This is a genomic window from Corynebacterium genitalium ATCC 33030, assembly GCF_000143825.1.
GTDB lineage: Bacteria > Actinomycetota > Actinomycetes > Mycobacteriales > Mycobacteriaceae > Corynebacterium > Corynebacterium genitalium.
In genome coordinates this window covers 1,860,682-1,877,420 of the sequence record NZ_CM000961.1, presented here as the reverse complement: position 1 = coordinate 1,877,420, position 16,739 = coordinate 1,860,682, and the positions used below count along the sequence as shown (strand labels likewise).

General features: G+C 61.3%; 14 protein-coding genes and 2 tRNA genes. 12 read left to right on the top strand and 4 right to left on the bottom strand.

Annotated features, from left to right (window positions below; translation table 11 throughout):
• The first annotated feature begins 7 nt into the window (after nt 1–7).
• The 4 genes from HMPREF0291_RS08875 to HMPREF0291_RS08860 are packed head-to-tail and all read left to right on the top strand — an operon-like array spanning nt 8 to nt 4,815.
• Entirely contained in the window at nt 8–1,507 is a 1,500-nt protein-coding gene (locus tag HMPREF0291_RS08875; protein ID WP_005290413.1) for a hypothetical protein, read from the top strand.
• 46 nt (nt 1,508–1,553) lie between these two features.
• Nucleotides 1,554–3,404 (top strand): DUF294 nucleotidyltransferase-like domain-containing protein, encoded by a 1,851-nt coding sequence (locus HMPREF0291_RS08870; RefSeq protein WP_005290411.1) that lies wholly within the window; start codon nt 1,554–1,556, stop codon nt 3,402–3,404.
• Nucleotides 3,405–3,989 carry a 3'-5' exonuclease gene (locus HMPREF0291_RS08865; protein ID WP_005290409.1) on the top strand — a complete coding sequence of 195 codons (585 nt, stop codon included), beginning with the start codon at nt 3,405–3,407 and terminating at the stop codon, nt 3,987–3,989.
• Nucleotides 3,990–4,023: 34 nt separating this feature from the next.
• Entirely contained in the window at nt 4,024–4,815 is a 792-nt protein-coding gene (locus HMPREF0291_RS08860; protein WP_083770360.1) for a fumarylacetoacetate hydrolase family protein, read from the top strand.
• 16 nt (nt 4,816–4,831) lie between these two features.
• On the opposite strand, the gene HMPREF0291_RS08855 is transcribed toward HMPREF0291_RS08860, so the two are convergent.
• Nucleotides 4,832–5,947 (bottom strand): isochorismate synthase, encoded by a 1,116-nt coding sequence (locus HMPREF0291_RS08855; RefSeq protein WP_040423755.1) that lies wholly within the window; start codon nt 5,945–5,947, stop codon nt 4,832–4,834.
• A gap of 249 nt (nt 5,948–6,196) precedes the next feature.
• Between HMPREF0291_RS08855 and gltX the strand changes: the two genes are divergently transcribed.
• The 3 genes from gltX to HMPREF0291_RS08840 all read left to right on the top strand — a co-directional run bounded on the left by gltX (nt 6,197) and on the right by HMPREF0291_RS08840 (nt 7,994).
• The gene (gene gltX, locus HMPREF0291_RS08850) at nt 6,197–7,684 is read left to right on the top strand and encodes a glutamate--tRNA ligase (protein ID WP_040423753.1); all 1,488 of its coding nucleotides are present in this window, start codon (nt 6,197–6,199) and stop codon (nt 7,682–7,684) included.
• 118 nt (nt 7,685–7,802) lie between these two features.
• Nucleotides 7,803–7,874 (top strand) — tRNA-Gln (locus HMPREF0291_RS08845).
• A gap of 47 nt (nt 7,875–7,921) precedes the next feature.
• Nucleotides 7,922–7,994: transfer RNA gene (locus HMPREF0291_RS08840), tRNA-Glu, on the top strand.
• 112 nt (nt 7,995–8,106) lie between these two features.
• Here the strand turns inward: HMPREF0291_RS08840 and HMPREF0291_RS08835 are convergent.
• Nucleotides 8,107–9,486, bottom strand: a complete 1,380-nt coding sequence (locus HMPREF0291_RS08835) for an IS3 family transposase (RefSeq protein WP_005287188.1) — start codon at nt 9,484–9,486, stop codon at nt 8,107–8,109.
• A 470-nt stretch (nt 9,487–9,956) separates the two neighbouring features.
• Between HMPREF0291_RS08835 and HMPREF0291_RS08825 the strand changes: the two genes are divergently transcribed.
• From HMPREF0291_RS08825 to HMPREF0291_RS08815, 3 genes are all read left to right on the top strand, one after another.
• A complete protein-coding gene (locus tag HMPREF0291_RS08825) occupies nt 9,957–10,526 on the top strand; it encodes a DUF6230 family protein (protein WP_005290398.1) in 570 nt (189 codons plus the stop codon).
• Nucleotides 10,516–10,995, top strand: coding sequence for a DUF6114 domain-containing protein (locus tag HMPREF0291_RS08820; RefSeq protein WP_005290396.1), 480 nt, complete (start codon nt 10,516–10,518; stop codon nt 10,993–10,995). The genes HMPREF0291_RS08825 and HMPREF0291_RS08820 overlap by 11 nt, the downstream gene beginning before the upstream one ends.
• A gap of 236 nt (nt 10,996–11,231) precedes the next feature.
• Nucleotides 11,232–11,768, top strand: a complete 537-nt coding sequence (locus HMPREF0291_RS08815; RefSeq protein ID WP_232210296.1) for a hypothetical protein — start codon at nt 11,232–11,234, stop codon at nt 11,766–11,768.
• Here the strand turns inward: HMPREF0291_RS08815 and HMPREF0291_RS08810 are convergent.
• On the bottom strand, nt 11,765–12,169 hold the full coding sequence (locus tag HMPREF0291_RS08810) for a carboxymuconolactone decarboxylase family protein (protein WP_005290392.1): 405 nt from the start codon (nt 12,167–12,169) through the stop codon (nt 11,765–11,767). The genes HMPREF0291_RS08815 and HMPREF0291_RS08810 overlap by 4 nt on opposite strands.
• Before the next feature lie 43 nt (nt 12,170–12,212).
• Here HMPREF0291_RS08810 and HMPREF0291_RS08805 point away from each other — a divergent pair, with 43 nt between their 5' ends.
• Both HMPREF0291_RS08805 and HMPREF0291_RS08800 read left to right on the top strand, forming a co-directional pair.
• The gene (locus HMPREF0291_RS08805; RefSeq protein ID WP_005290390.1) at nt 12,213–13,172 is read left to right on the top strand and encodes a pyridoxal-phosphate dependent enzyme; all 960 of its coding nucleotides are present in this window, start codon (nt 12,213–12,215) and stop codon (nt 13,170–13,172) included.
• Nucleotides 13,165–15,894 (top strand): FAD/NAD(P)-binding protein, encoded by a 2,730-nt coding sequence (locus HMPREF0291_RS08800; protein WP_005290388.1) that lies wholly within the window; start codon nt 13,165–13,167, stop codon nt 15,892–15,894. Before HMPREF0291_RS08805 ends, HMPREF0291_RS08800 begins: the two co-directional genes overlap by 8 nt.
• On the opposite strand, the gene HMPREF0291_RS08795 is transcribed toward HMPREF0291_RS08800, so the two are convergent.
• A complete protein-coding gene (locus tag HMPREF0291_RS08795; RefSeq protein WP_005290386.1) occupies nt 15,891–16,577 on the bottom strand; it encodes an IclR family transcriptional regulator in 687 nt (228 codons plus the stop codon). The genes HMPREF0291_RS08800 and HMPREF0291_RS08795 overlap by 4 nt on opposite strands.
• Nucleotides 16,578–16,739: the final 162 nt, after the last annotated feature.

Below are 16,739 nucleotides of genomic sequence, written 5' to 3'. Positions count from 1 at the left end.
TCGGCCTATGTCTTATAGGCCAGTCACGGCTGCCGTCCTGGTAGCGTCCGCTCTCGTTCTCTCATCCTGCACCGACGACGGCCAGGATGCAGACCCAGAGCTCAGCCGCGAGGAGCAGCTCGCAGCTGATCTTGTTTCGGACGGTTCGGTGGTGATCGCTGATCCGGACGGCACAGGCGCCGAAGTATCCCAGCAGTTCTTTGAATCCTCTGACACCGTCGTGGTGTCTTCTGCGGAGAAGGACGACCAGCTGCAGGCTGCAGCGATCGCCATTGATCTGGGTGCGCCGATGCTGACACAGCAGGAGGAGTCCAGTTCGGCCGTCGACGCTGAGGTGCAGCGCCTGGGGGCGGAGCGTGTGATTGAGGTCGGCACCGGATCCGAGCAGGACGACGAGGATTTGCAGGCGATCGAAGACACCGCTGCGCTCACCGCAGAGGACGGCCACGAGGTTGCTGCGGTGGCTGAGGCGGGGGAGCAGACCCACGATGGCGGGAGCAGCACGCTGATCTTCGTCACTGAGCTGACGTCTCGTGCCGCAGCTGCGACCGCAGCAGCATCAAAGCTTCCGCTTACCGTGCTGCCGTACGCAGATCCCCGGGTGACTAGTGAATCCATCGCGCAGGTCGATGGCCACGACGCGGTCGCGCTGGGCCAACAGTTCGGCGACACCGAGCACTTCCGCGACGTGATTTCTCTTGCCGGCAACGGTGAGCTTCCCGGCGGTGGCGGGTTGGTGTTCCCGGGACGCCGGATGATCGCGCTGTACGGCCACCCGTCTGGTCCCGCACTGGGTCAGATGGGTGAGCAGCCGCCCGCGGAATCTGTTGATGTGGTCAACCAGTATGTGGAGGAATACAAAGCGTTCTCCGACGAGCAGGTCATTCCTGCCTTCGAGATCATCGCTACTGTCGCGTCGGAACACCCAGGGGACGACGGCAACTTCACAAACGAGTTCGATCCCGCCGAGCTGGAACCGTACATCGACGCGATCGTGGACGCCGGGGGATATGCAGTCATTGACCTGCAACCGGGTCTGACCACCTTCAAGGAGCAGGCACTTCTCTACGAAGACTTGCTCAAGCGCCCCAACGTCGGCCTGGCGCTCGACGCGGAGTGGAAACTTCAGCCAGGCCAGGCGCCGGCCGCGCAGGTCGGTTCTGCTGACGCGGCGGAGATCAACGAGGTCACCGAGTGGCTCGCTGATCTGACCCGCGAGAATAACCTGCCGCAAAAGGCGCTCATCGTGCACCAATTCCAGGTGGCTATGTTGCCGGACCGTGAAAACATTGACACGTCCCGCCCGGAGCTGTCCTTCATTCTCCATGCGGACGGTCACGGCTCCCCGGGCCAGAAGTACGACACCTGGAATGTGTTGCGTGAGGGCTTGGACCCGGGCTTTTTCCTGGCGTGGAAGAACTTCATTGACGAAGATGAGCCGATGTTCACGCCGGAGCAGACCTACAACGAGGTCGATCCACGCCCCTGGTTTGTGAGCTACCAGTAACTCTAAACTGCTTTATCCGGGCTAACTTTCTGGCAACGTTAGCCCCATGACAGTTGAGCTCGACGAAGTCCGCAGCTTCCTTGCCCAGCACGAGCCCTTCTCGCACCTGCCAGAGGAGACCCTTCGTGAGCTGCCGCGGCACATGCGGATCATTTACGTCCGGCGCGGTGAGACGGTTGTTGACTACGGCCAGGTGAACGACAACCTGTACATCATCCGGTCGGGAGCGGTGGATATTCTGGCCGAGGGGGACGCCCTCATTGACAGGCGCGATTCCGGCCGCAACTTCGGATACTCAACACTTGTCGATGAGCCTGAGTCCAGATACGCCATGGTCGCCATCGAGGACAGCATTTTGCTCGTGCTCCCGCGCGCACCGTTCACCCAGCTGATCACTGACAACCCGGACATCAAGCGGTTCTTCGAGTCGCTGTCCCGCCGTGTCGCTGCGCGCGCCCACGAGATCAATGACCCCGGCAATTCCGATACCCTGCGCATGACCGTCAGCGACATGATCCGGATGGGGAACCTGGTCACCGCGCGTTTCGATGAGTCTATCCGCGCAACCGCGGAGAAGATGGTTGAGGCGAACGTGTCCAGCATCGTCATCTGCGGCGGCGCGGAAACAGGCATTCTCACCGACCGCGACTTGCGTAAACGTGTGGTAGCGAAAGGTCTGGACACCTCGGTACAGGTGGCGGAGGTGATGACAGCGCCGGTGCGCACGATCGCCCCGGACACGAAGTTGTTTGAAGCCATGCTCATCTTGAGCGAGTTGGGCATTCACCACCTCCCGGTGACCCAAGACGACCAGATCGTCGGTGTGCTGACCAGTTCGGACATCATGCATCAGCTCCAGTCCGACCCGATCTACCTCGCCGCAGACGTGGCGGGAAGCAACAGGGAGGAGCTCAAAGATGCTTATCGACGAGCCGCCGCCGTGGCGGCCCGCTTCCTGGACAGGGGCTCGTCGGCACGCGAAGTGCAGCAACTCCTGACCAGCATCGCTGATGCGATCGCACGCAGACTCGCTGAACTAGCGGCTGAAGAGTTCGGCCCCGCGCCCGTGCCGTACGCGTTCGTCGCAGTGGGCTCCCAGGCACGCCGTGAAATGGGCCCAGCGTCGGACCAAGACAACGCCCTGGTGCTGGATAACTCCTACAACGAGGCTGAGCACGGCGACTACTTTCGCCGCTTCACGGAGTTCATCTGCACCGGACTGGCCGAAGCTGGCCAGGCGTTGTGTCCGGGTGAAATGATGGCTTCCCAGTCGCAATGGCGGATGACGGAGGACGAGTGGAACGCGACCTTCCACACGTGGATCACCGCTCCCGAGTCCGAGGCGCTGCTTAACGCGCAGATCTTCTTCGACTTCCGCTGCCTGTTCGGCGACGAGGAGATGGCGCAGCGCGTCCACGACAACGCAGTGGTCGCCGCGCATGGTTCACAGCGCCTGCACGCGCATCTCGCGGCGCTCGCGACGCGACGCGAACCCCCGATCGGATTCTTCCGCGGCTTTGTTGTGGAGCGGTCCGGCGAGTACGCCGCCACCCTCGACGTGAAGAAGGGCGGCACTGCGGCGGTGGTGCAGATGGCGCGACTTTATGCGATCCTGGCGAGCGCTACCGACGTGGGCACGCAGAAGCGCATTGAGGCATCGGCAGGGCAGAGCATTTCTCCGCGGGGCGCCGAAGATCTCTTGCGCGCCTACGACTACATTTCCAACCTCGCGCTGCGGCACCAAGCGAATCAGGTCCGTGCTGGTGAAGAACCGAACTACCGTATCGACCCGACCCAGCTGTCCAGTATTGACCGCGACGCACTGCGTGACTCCTTCCGCATCATCAAGGGACTGCAATCCGCGATGGCGTCGAAATTCCCGGTTGGGTCGATCTAGATGCTCGGTCTGAAAGGCGGCGGCCTGTTCGGTCCGCCCAAGCGAGACATCGTCGACGGCCAGCTGCTGGCGGTGGATGTGGAGACTACCGGGCTGAAACCGGATAAGCACCACCTCGTCTCCATCGGGTGGGTGCCGGTGACGGACCGAGTGATTGATCTCTCCGGTGCCGGCTATTTCGTGTTGGCGGGGGCGTCGGTAGGCGACTCTGCAACGGTGCACGGGGTCACTGACGACGACATCGCGCGCGAGGGTGTGGATGCGCAGGTCGCTCTCGATGCTTTCCTGCAGGCTATCGAGGGGCGCGCGCTGCTGGCGCATTTCGCGCAAATGGAGACTGGCTTCATTGATGCACTGCACAAGAGGGTGTATGGAAAGCGCTTCCGGCTTCGTGAGGACGAAGTCGAAGACACTCTCTCCCTCGAACGCCGCCATATGGAGCGCATGGCCACCTATCCACGCGGGGAGGATCTGCGTCTCGCTCGCGTGCGCAGCCGGTATAACCTGCCCGATTACGGTAACCACAACGCGTTGACTGACGCGCTCGCCTGCGCGGAACTCTATCTGGCGCTGACAGCCAAATAGCCCTGAATATTTTTCGTCGCGTATGCTCAACCCCATGCGTTTTGGACGAATTGCGACACCCGAGGGAATGACTTTCGCAGTCATCGACGACGACGGCACGACCGCCAAGCAGATCGCCGGTACTCCGTTCACTGAGCCGGAATACACGGGCAAGGAGTGGGCGCTAGAGGACGTACGCCTTCTCGCCCCGATGCTGCCCAGCAAGGTGGTAGCCATTGGCCGCAACTACGCCGACCACGTCGCTGAGGTGTTCAAACAGTCCGCAGAGCACTTGCCGCCGACTCTCTTCCTGAAGCCGCCGACAGCCGTGATCGGACCGGAGGCGGCCATCAAGATTCCCGAGTTCGCCACCCGCGTCGAGTTCGAGGGCGAGCTCGCATTGGTCATCGGAACACCGTGCAAGAATGTCAAGGCTGAAAACTGGAAGTCCGTCGTCCGCGGCGTCACGATCGTCAATGACGTTTCCTCCCGCGATCTGCAATTCGCTGACGGCCAGTGGGCGCGCGCCAAGGGCATCGACACTTTCTGCCCGCTGGGCCCGTGGATCGAGACCGACCTGGACAAGTTCGACTTCGACGACCTGTCCATCAAGGCACACCTGACGCACGACGGTGAGACCGAGACCAAGCAGGATTCCAACTCCAACCAAATGATCTGGAAGCTGGGCAAGATCATCGAGTTCATCACCTCCGCTTACACGCTGCTCCCGGGCGACGTCATTTGCACCGGCTCCCCAGCAGGAACTGCTGAAATGGTTCCGGGCGACCGGATTGAGGTGGAAATTGCCGGAATCGGCTCGCTGGCCAACCCGGTTGAGCGCGCGTAACAAGCGCTATCGCTGACTAGAGGCCCAGCGCACGCTGGATGGTGAGGAGCTTCGCGGTTGTTTCCGCGAGCTCCTCTTCTGGTTTCGAGGCTGCCACTAGGCCGCCGCCGGCCCACGCGCGGGCAGCAGTACCGTCACCATTGACCTCGGCGCAGCGGATGGACACCATGTATTCACCGTCACCGTGGGAATCGCACCAGCCAACCGTTCCTGCGTAGAACGATCGGTCCGTCTCCGCGGTGGTGATCAACGCTTCCGCAGCGTACTGCGGGGATCCGCAGACAGCGGGAGTGGGGTACAGGCGGGTGGCTAGGTCGAGTGCGCTGGGGGCGGGGTCGTAGAGCACGCCTTTGATCGGTGTGGCAAGGTGCCACATCTCGTTCGTGCGGTCGAGAACGGGCCGGTCCGGAATGGTCAGCTCCCGGCACAGCGGAGTGAGAATGTCTCGAATGTGCTCGACGACGTAGGAGTGCTCGTCGAGATCCTTTGTAGAGTTGTACAGCTTCTCGCCTGCTGCACGGTCAGCATCCTCATCGTCGAAAATGCGGGGTGCGGAACCGGCAAGGGGATATGAGGTGATCTCCAGCCCCTGCTTCCGTATGAGGAGCTCGGGGGAGGAGCCGACAATCATGTGTCCGGGCTTTCCAGCGGGAGTCAGGTCGGCGATGAACCCGTCGCGGGTGGAGGAAAGTTCAATCAATCGCGCTGCAACAAGGCGTGGGTCGACAGGGGGATCGAAGACGAAGTCGACGGACCGGGCCAGTACTACCTTGTCCAGGATCGAGTTGCAGATTGTGTCCACCGCCGCCTCCACACGGCGTAGGTGTTCGTGGGGTTCTGGGTCATACCCGGCAACCGCCGCGTGGAGTTGAGCGCCCGGCCCTTCGCGGTAGTACGAGTGCGGCTGTAAGGTTCCCGCCTCGGTAATGATCTGCTCTGGCACAGTGAGGGCGGCTGGCGCATCCCGGTCGAACGGGAGTGCTCCCACCACCATGTTCACCTCTCGACGCTGCAGAGCAGCTACCGCATCCCACGGTTCGATGAATGTCGAGGTGGTTCCCTGAGTGCGCACGGAACCGCTGGCCCGCGACAACAGGAAGTCGGGCGCAGTTTCAGGGCGGGGTGAGGGCATGAGCAACGATTTTAGCGTCCCCGGCAAGCACCGCATCCGCCGGGTTGACAGGCAATTTGGGTTCCGCGTTGAGCAAATTAGTGCGTGCTACTCAAGTGGCATGTGTGTCCCGCGGGATGCTCCAAGCCGACGCAGAGAGTCAAGGTGCAAGGCTCCGGCCACAACTGGTGGTACGACCCGTCGGCAGCTAACGACATGTGGGCGGTGCTCTCGCGCGTGCACAAGTAGCCGCCCGCTACAGTTGGGGGCATGACTGATGCCCCTGTGAGAGTTCGTTTTTGCCCGTCGCCTACCGGAACGCCCCACGTGGGAATGGTCCGGACGGCGCTTTTCAATTGGGCGCACGCCCGCCACACCGGCGGCAAGCTCGTTTTCCGCATTGAGGACACTGACGCAGCCCGTGACTCGGAGGAGTCCTACCAGGCCATCATCGATTCTCTGACCTGGCTGGGTTTGGATTGGGACGAAGGCGTGGTCACTGGTGGCCCGCACGAGCCGTACCGTCAGTCGCAGCGCATGGACATCTACAAAGAAGTTCTGGACAAGCTGATTGATGCCGGTGAAGTGTACCCGGCGTACTCCACAGCAGAGGAAGTCAAGGAGCGTCACATCGCGGCCGGCCGCGACCCGCAGTTGGGATACGACAACTTCGACCGCGAGCTCACCGAAGAGCAGGTCGCGGCCTACAAGGCAGAGGGACGCGAGCCGGTGTGGCGCCTGCGCATGCCGGAGAAGGACTGGGCGTGGAACGACCTCGTCCGCGGAGAGATGGAGTTCAAGGCCGCGACGCAGCCAGACTACGTTGTCGCCCGCTCTACCGGTGCGCCGCTGTACACCCTGGTCAACCCTGTCGATGACGCGCTCATGGGCATCACGCACGTGTTGCGCGGTGAGGACCTGCTCTCGTCGACCCCGCGCCAAATCGCTCTCTACGAGGCACTGCAGCGCATTGGTGTCGCTGAAATCACTCCGGAGTTCGGTCACCTGCCGTTCGTCATGGGGCAGGGCAACAAGAAGCTGTCCAAGCGCGACCCCGAGTCGAACCTGTTTAACCACCGCGACAACGGCATCATCCCCGAGGGAATGATCAACTACCTCGCGCTGCTGGGGTGGTCCTTGTCCGCAGACCAGGATGTGTTCTCCGTCGATGAGTTCATCAAAGCCTTCGATATCAATGACGTGCTATCAAACCCTGCGCGTTTTGACGAGAAGAAGCTCGAAGCCATCAACGCTGACCACATTCGCATGCTGGAGCCTGAGGATTTCAAGAACCGCCTGCGTGACTACCTCACCGAGTACACGGACTTCCCGGCCGACTACCCCGAAGATAAGTTCGCTATCGCTGCGGATCTTGTGCAGACGCGCATCAAGGTGCTTGGTGACGCATACGGTCTGCTCAAGTTCTTGGTCACACCGGATGGAGAATTGGAGCTCGACGAGAAAGCTGCGAAGAAGAACCTCAAGGAAGATGCCGCGGAGCCGCTCGACGCCGGCCTTGCGGCACTTGAAGCAGTTGGGGAGTGGACCACCGCGAACATCGAAGCGGCCTTGAGCAAGGCGCTTATCGACGATCTCGGCCTCAAACCCCGCAAAGCCTACGGGGCCTTGCGAGTGGGCATCTCGGGTGAAGCTATCTCCCCGCCGCTGTTTGAGTCTATGGAGCTCCTCGGACGTGAATCGACCATGGCGCGTTTGCGTGTAGCGCGCGAGCAGACCCCGTTTGCTGCCGGGCAATAGCAAATGACAGCGCCGTAATTTGCTGGCATCACCAGCGGATTTGGTGCTCATTGCGCACCGTGGTTATAGTTATCGACGTTGTTCAGTGCGGCTGACAAGCAGCCGCACAGTATGACGATGGCCTATGGTGTAATTGGCAACACTACGGTTTCTGGTACCGTCATTCTAGGTTCGAGTCCTGGTAGGCCAGCTGCAGTCCGCTTCAAATAGTGAACTGCAAGACAGAAAAGTCCTAATGCCCCGTTCGTCTAGCGGCCTAGGACGTCGCCCTCTCACGGCGGTAACACGGGTTCAAATCCCGTACGGGGTACAGCGAGAAAACCCTTTCATTCCACAGTGGAGTGAAAGGGTTTTTCTATATGTCTGAATATCTGGGTTAAACGACAAAAGAGGATGCGGACGTTTTTTGGACAGTTTCAATCTCACGCTACATTGACTTTTCGGTATTCGGCAATGCTCAAACCATCGAGGCTGATCTTGATTCGGTGATCGTTGTAGAACTCAATGTATGTCGCGATTGCTTCTTTGAGCTCTTGGGGGTTCTGCCAGGTTCTGCCGTAGTACATTTCGTTTTTCATTCGGCCGAAGAACCCCTCGCATGCTGCATTGTCGGGGCTACAACCTTTCTTCGACATCGAGCGAAGTATTCCGAACTTCTCGGTCATACTTCGCCAGCTGCTGCCTCGATAATGTGCTCCGCGGTCTGAGTGAATCACCAAGGAGCCATCCATTGCCGGCTTTTCGGTTGCGATTGCTGCGTACAAAGTTTCTTCTGCTAACTCCATGGTGGGATGAACACTTGTTTTTGCTGCCACGACCTTCCCGTCAAAACAGTCGATGATGGCAGACAGGTACACGCGACCTTGGTTAGTAGCGAAAACACTGATGTCAGTCAGCCACAACCGATTTGGATGCTCAGCATGAAAATTGCGGTTCACCAGGTTAGGTGGTGCGGGAGAAATTTCCCCTTGATAGCTGGAGTAACGCCACTTTCGTTTCGGGAACCAGGGACGAATTCCCTCTTCGTGCATGAGACGGCGGACGACCTTCTCACTGATAACGATCCCGCGATGGCGCAGTTCCCACCAAAGTCGGCGATAGCCGTAGGTGTTATTCGACTCAGAACTAATCTCATGAAGCAATTCGCGGATACGCGCGTGCTTATCCGGAGCAAATCGCTGTTGGAGTTGGTAGTAGAAGCTTGATGCCGCAAGATCAATAGCAGCAAGCAGCATAGATAACGGAAACTCGCCGCGTAACGCGTCAACCACTTCAGCCTTGTGCTTATTGCTGAGCTGACCCGGGATGACGCTGACGTCTTTTTTTACAAGTTCCAGCTCCTTTTCCAAAACAGCCTTGTCAACGAGCAGTTGAGCCATTTGCTTTTTCAGTTCTGCAGGATCATCGGCTAATGATTTCTCGAATGCTGCTCGGGTGGGCATGCGAGTGTGCTCTTTGCGTTCTCTTTTCGACATCAAACCCCATTTTCCCTCTTCACGGTGGCGTTGTGCCCAAGAATAGACACTCATCTTTGAGCGCAGCTCGCATTCCACAGCGATGTCAGCTGGCCTCCAACCAGCGTTGAAGAGCTCAACAGCACGAAGCTTGACCTCAAACGGGTAGCGGGTCAATGTTTTTGACTGTTTGCGGGGTCGACCAGGTTTGGCGGGTTCACGCAACCATTTGTACAGCGTCCATCGCCCTGGATAACCAAGTTCACGGACGGTCTTGGTCACCGATTGAGTGCGCTTGTAAACCTGCAGAGCTCTGCGTCGCTGCTCCTTGGTGTATGAGCGGTTCATGATGGAATCCTCCAAGATTCCGTCCGCATCCCCTTTTGTCGTTTAACCCGTGGAAGGGTTTTTCTTTTGTTCAAGAAGCCCTGTGCACATTGGCGTAACGAATCCCGGTTGAATCCTGATTAGGTCAGTGAAACGAGATGCCAATGGAGGGGTTGTCATGGTTAGAAATATTGTTGGTCTGTTGCTCGCGCTGTTCGCCGCTACGGTTTGGACAGTTGTCGCCGTTCGGATCGGGGTGGAAGATTCTCTCATGCGGACCATGATTTCGTGTGCGCTAGCGGCGACCATATTCTGCGCATTCTTCTTTTCGGGCAACAAGCCCGATGAGCCAGAAGCTCCTGCGGCTACCTAACCGTGACCGATCCACGCCCCGGCGGTTGTTTGCAAACCGCCGGGGTTTTGTCGTGTTTCGCTGACGTAGCGTCCGCTCAGGAGTAGTGTTTGCTACACAAACATAAAGGAGCGTGGGCATGGGACACACCAAGAAACTCCGGTTTGCTGTTATCACCGGTGTGGGGCTGATCATTCTCGCCGGTGAAGGTGTGGCGATGGCGCAGAACGGGCTCACCGCTGGTCTCGCATTGTCGAATGTGATCTTCACCCAGCAGGTCGGCGGCATTGAGGCCGACAACTTCAGCCTCTTCGTCGACCGAGAGACCTTGAAGGACAGTGAAGTAGCCGTGTCTCGCCTCAAGCTGGAGGACGCGACGATCACCGACCTGTGCATGTCCGCGCCGATTAAGCTCCCCGGTTTGGGGGATCGTCGCTTCCAAATGAAGGCCCCGGGGGCAAGCACGAAAGCTACCAACCTGGTCATCGGCGCCAAGGAACTCAACGGCACCATGACAATGACCAACCCGCAGATCGGTGTGGACGCCCGGCAATTGTCCGATAAGGCTGAGCCGGGCTCCTTCGGTATTTCCATGACGCACCTGTCTGCAAAGAACCAGCTGATCTACGCCACGTCCCTGTCCGCTGACAAGCTCACAGCCGCCGGCGGGCAGATTAAGGTGGTGAAAGAGGGCGAAGGTGAGTGCTAATTCACGTGGGCCGGAGCACGGGGGCATCAACGAACTCTTCGACGGTCCCACCAACGTCCCCGGCACGGCGGAGGGTCCCGCCGACACAGATGACAACGTCGAGAAGATCAATCGCGGTTTCGCGGGATGGCGCGGCGGACGGCCGTTCGGCGCGGGGCTGTGCATGATCATCGCCGGTGTGATCATCCTCATGCCGGCCTACCTCTCCTTCGAGGTGTCTAACATCATGATCCAGATCAGCACGATCTCGGGCGTGTCCACCTTGCTCGTGGGTGTTCTGCTCATCGTTTGTGGCTTGATGACGTGGGGGCAGCCGCAGGCCCGCATTCTCACTGGGGTGACCGCCATGCTGCTCGGATTCATTGCTTTGCCCACGTCGAATTTCGGCGGTTTCATCATCGGCACCCTCTTCGCTCTCATCGGCGGGGCGTGGGCCTTGTCCTGGGCGCCAGGGGAGAAAACCGCATGAAAGTCAGGGGACAAGTAGCAGCTGCACTCACGGCCGCAACCATGGTCGTGGCCGCGCCGCAGGTCGCTGTCGCGCAGTTTCCTCCCGTGCCTCCGTTGCCTTCGTTGGAACTGCCACCGCCGCCGCCACTTCCAGCACCGTCATCACTGCCCCCATTACCTCCACCGCCGCCGGTGCTTCCAACCCCCGAGCTTGAAGGCCTTGACTTTCCACCCCAGCTAGCGGATCGCGGTGTGGTGCCCAGGCAGATCGGCGGCTTCGACTTCGACCCGCCGCCGCCGATCGAGAACATGATGACCCCTTCGGGGGAGACATACACGGTCCAATCGGATTCCACGAAGCTGCTGGGCGACGTCAAGATGTCCTACGTCCAGGTAGACACGATGCAGGGGTCCAAACCCGCGATCCGCATCGATTGCAACCGTGTGGAGCTGGACAATCTGCGAGTCCGATTCCCTGGCGCCGCCGCCGGTGTGGAGGATATCTGGCAGCGGTCCGGCCCAGGGGTGATCACCACTCTCAACGGGAACTTTCACATCCTCGTGGCCAGGATGACCATCACGTCTCAGATCGCAGGCGTGACTCTTCCCATTCCCATCACGATTGACGCGTCGTGGGCACCGGAACAGATCCGTGCCGAGCTCAGCAAAGCCGGTGCAGGGCTGCCCGATGACATGTCCAACCTCATGGTCGTGGTCGACGGAACGATGGAAACGTACTACATCTCCGCAGATGACCTGCGTGCTGAGCAGGGATTGAGCATTAAGCCTTAGTCCTTCGGGCCGAGCTCGTTTTCTAGCACTTCTTGGGCCACCTTCATCGCAGAAAGCGCTGCGGGGGCGCCACAGTAACCGGAGGAGTGGATGATCGCCTCGGTGATCTCCTCGCGCGTGAGACCGTTGACAAGTGCGCCGCGGACATGGCCACGCAGCTCCTCAGTGGCGCGCAGTGCGACCAGCATGCCGATGTTGAGCAAGCTGCGGTCGCGGCGGGAAAGTCCGTCGCGCGTCCATACCGAGCCCCACACGGTGGCTGTGACGTGGTTTTGCAGTTCTTCGCCGTCTTTGCCGGTGTTGCGCTCGAGCGCCGCGTCGACAAAGTCATCTCCCATGACGTCGCGGCGCACGGCCATGCCAGCGTCGTAACGGTTGTCCTGAGTATTGTTGTCGCTCATGCGCCCAAGCCTAACCCCACCCGCTTCACATAAGCTGGCGGGCATGATTGAAAACCGTCGGTTGCTCGACACCATAGGTTCCACGCCCCTCATACGTCTCGACACCGGCGACGGGGCCTCCAGTGGCCAGCGGGTATGGGGAAAGCTGGAATCATTCAACCCAGGTGGCAGCGCGAAAGACCGCACAGCGCGGGCTCTGGTGAAGGCCGCAGAAGAACAGGGGCTCGTCGGCCCCGGTGTGACGGTGGTCGAGTCGAGTTCCGGCAACCTCGGTGTCGCTCTCGCGCGTGAGGCCGCCGTCGGCGGCTGGGATTTCCACTGCGTTGTGGACCAACGCACGAACTCGTCAACGGTGGCGCACATGGAGGCGCTCGGTGCGACGATCCATGCGGTCACGAAACCGGATCCACGCACGGGGGACTGGTTGGCGGCGCGGAGGATCAAGGTCGCGGAGCTCGTCGATAAGCTCGGCGCGGTCAACTTGGACCAGTACTCCAACCGCGCGGCGTTCATTGCGCACAGCGAGGGCACGATGCGCGAGATTGTGGACCAACTTGGGCACGCGCCGGACTACTTGGTCGTGGCAGTGAGCACGACGGGCACTGTCGGAGGATGTCTGCGCTACATCGAGGAGCACGGCATGGATACCACTGTGATTGCTGTCGACGCAGAAGGGTCGGTTCTTTTCGGCGGTGAGCGCGGCGAGCGGCTGCTGCCTGGCTTTGGCGCTGGCGTGGTTCCGGATCTCGCCGGCGACGTCACACCGCACGAGGTCGTGCGGGTCAGCGCAGCTGATTGCGTGGCGGCCGGTCGCCGCCTGGCCGCCGCGACGGGATTCTTGCCGGGGGCGTCTGGGGGAGCGGTGGCTGCGTGCGTCGAAAAGCATGCGGAACTAGAAGGCGATGTCGTGGCGATCTTCCACGACTCTGGTGTCGCGTACCTGGACACGATGTACAACGACGAGTGGGTGGCAGAGAAGCTGGGAGTGGATTTCAATGGGTAGAACAGTGGCGATCATCGGTGCCGGACCGCGCGGACTGTGGGCTGCTGAAAAGCTCTTCGAACTCGCCCGCCAGCGCGGCGTGGCTATCGATCTCACGGTGTTCTCCTCCGGCACTGTGGGTGCGAGGAACGCGTACGAGCTGGATCAGCCTGAGCAGTGGGTGCTCAACGTGCCGCACAGTGCGATCCGGTCGCACAGCTCCAGTTTCGAGGACTTCAGTCGTGAAGATGAACCGGCCTCGCGCAGCACCGCCGGTGACTTCCTCGGAAAAGCATGGCGCGATCTGCAGACATTCGCGCCGCGCACCTGCACGATCGACTGGCTGCGCACGTGGGTCAAGCACATTCGTCCCCGCGGTGAGCAATGGGAGGTCGAGGGCACGCTTTTCGACGACGTCCTGATCACCACCGGCCACGCCGACGACTGGCCCGGATCGTTGGCCCACGCGGATCTGGGCCTGGGGGAGAACGTGCGGGTCATTGCGCCCGCCACCCCTCAGGCTCTCGCGACCGTGACTCCCGACGACGTGGTGGTCGTGCGCGGCGCCGCGCTGACGTTCATCGACATCACCCGCGTCATCTCGGCGAAGGCGATCTACCCCGTGACGCGCTCGGGCAGGTTCATGGAGGCCAAGCATGAGCCCACGACGCTTATCGACGACCTCGTCGACCGCGCCCAGGACGCAATCCGTACCGCAACAAACACGCAGGACATCGTGGACGCACTGGCCGAATGCGCGGCAGGGATTCTTGAGCGCGAGACCGGTGACGCAGACCGGAATGCCATCGAGCAGGTTCTCGCCGGGACCGACAAAGGCGATCCGGTGGAGGATTTTCGGCGTTCCGTCACCGAGCCGGTCACGCCCGCGCACGCGGTGGGCATCGCCTTCCGCAAGGCCTATCCGGCCGTGATTGAGCGTGCATCCTTCGGCGGGCGGGGGAGCCTCGACAGCTTTGGCGACCTCACCCGCCGCCTCGAGCGCGTCGCGTTCGGGCCGTTTGCCGGCCCTGCTGCTGACCTGCTGGATCTGATCGAAAAGGGTGTCGTGCGGACCGACATTCTCGACCGTGGGGGCGATAACGCTGATCTGGCAGCCGCCGCGCGTGAGGTCAAAGCGACAGTCGTGATCGACGGGGTCATCGCGCCGCCCGGAGTCGTTCCGGGCACTCTGGTGGCCGACCTGGTGGACCGCGGCATCGGCACAATCGACCCTGAAACGAATGGTCTGGTCATTGACCGAGACGCCACGATCACCGGTCAGCGCCACATTGCGGCGGCGGGACGGATGACTGAAGGGTGGGTCTTGGGCCTGGACACCCTGAACCGGACGCAACATGACGAGATCCCGCGGTGGGCACGCCGCGTTGTCACTGAGGCGATGGAGAATCCCGAGCGCGTGCACGGTGTCCCGCCGATGACGGCCCGGATCGAGCCCTGGGCTGAGGAACTCACCAACAGCTACAACGACTGCCGGAACCTGCTCGAGGAATTCTCAAGCCCGGTCAATGTGCTCAATCCGGAACCGATGCTGGCGAACGTCGACGAGCTCGTCAGCGCGGGCGCCTCCACGGGAGTCGAGGTGAAGATCTTCTTCGCCCGCAAAGCCAACAAGGGACTCGTGTTTGTGGACACGATGCGCGACGCCGGGCATGGTGTTGATGTGGCCAGTGAGAACGAGCTGCGCCAAGTCCTGGATCGGGGCGTGCCGGGGGAGCGGATCATTCTCTCCGCGGCGATCAAGTCGGACGCGTTGCTCGAGCTCGCCATCGCTAACGGCGTGGTCATCTCCGCCGACAACGTGACCGAGTTGGAGCGCATCATCGCCATTGCCGGTGACCGCACCGCCTTGGTGGCTCCGCGTCTCGCGCCGGATCCGACAACCATGCCGCCGACTCGCTTCGGTGAGCGATCTGAGGTTTGGGCGCAGCGGTTGAGCGAGCCAGCTGGCTCCGTGACGGTTGCAGGGGTGCACGTTCACCTCCACGGTTACGCTGCTGCGGACCGGTCTGCAGCGCTGCGGGAGTGCGTGGGGCTCGTCGATAAGCTGCGGGCGAGCGGGCACGACCCGCAGTTCATTGATGTGGGCGGCGGTGTGCCGATGAGCTACCTCGATGATGAGGAGCAGTGGAACCACGCCCAGGACTCGCTACGCGCGATGCGCGAGGGCTACGCGGAGCCGTTCACGTGGAAGGGCGACCCGCTGCACAACACCTACCCTTACTGGCAACGGCCCGTGCGTGGCGCATGGCTGCGCGACGTGCTGGCCGATGGTGTCGCGCAAGAGCTCACCAAACGCGGCTTACGGTTGCATTTGGAGCCAGGCCGCTCGCTTCTCGACGGCTGCGGCCTCATCCTCGCCACCGTCGAATTCACCAAGCACCGCAGCGATGGGCTGCCGCTCGTCGGCCTGGCGATGAACCGGACGCAATGCCGGACCACATCGGATGACTACCTGGTCGATCCGATTCTGGTGACGGACGCCCCCGGTTCCACCGACGAGGAGGTCGAGGCGTTCCTGGTGGGCGCCTACTGCATCGAAGACGAGGTGATCCTGCGGCGACGGATCCGTTTCCCCCGTGGGGTACGGCCGGGCGATATCGTCGCGATCCCGAACACTGCCGGCTACTTCATGCACATTCTGGAAAGCGCTTCCCACCAGATCCCGCTGGCGAAGAACGTGGTCTGGCCGGTCGGCGCGCTTGACTCTATCGACGCAGGTTAGATTGCGGCCATCAAGGCGTCGGCTGCCCTGAGCAGTTCGGTTCCCCACATCTGCGCAGGGGAGGGCTTGAGGCGCTCGACCGGGCCGGAGATGGACAGCACGGCAAGAAGCGCACCGTTGGCGTTGTGAATGGGAGTGGATACGCTGGCCAGCTCGACCTCACGTTCGCCGACGGATTCGGCCAGACGGGTGGTGAGGATCCGGTCGAGCTCCGCAGGGTTGAACGGGGTGTCGATGTGCTCATAGGCGGCAAACACCTTCGCAGCAGAGCCACGGTCGAGGGGCAGCTTCGAGCCCACGGGAACAGTGTTGTTGAGTCCGCTCGGCGGCTCGATCGCTGCCACACACGTGCGGGTTGCTCCAGTGAGCTCGTAGAGCTGGACGGACTCGTGCGTGGTGCGCACTAGCTCGCCCATGATGGGCTTAGCAGCGTCAATCACCTGTGACGGTCCAGCCGCGGCATAGCGTGCGAGCGCGGGGCCGATCGCCCATGCGCCGGCTTCCGTGCGGACGAGGATGTGGTGAATCTCCAACGCCGTGGCAAGGCGGTGGGTCGTCGCACGGGGGAGTTCCGTCGCGGCGCTCAGCTGGGCGAGGGTCTTCTCGCCGGCGGCGATGGCGTCGATGATGGCGATGGAACGGTCAAGGACCTTGATGCCGGAAGGTTCTGCAGTGTTTCCCACGGTGCGGATGATAGCAATCCACTATGTGGACAGTGGTATCGACCGTGGTAGGGGTGTGTTCGTTCAGGGCGCAGGGTGAACGAGGGTGGCAAAACGGTTTTGCCTAGGATTGCGTGAAACGGTCTGGCCTCCGCTAGACTGTCCGATTGAATGGACTCGATT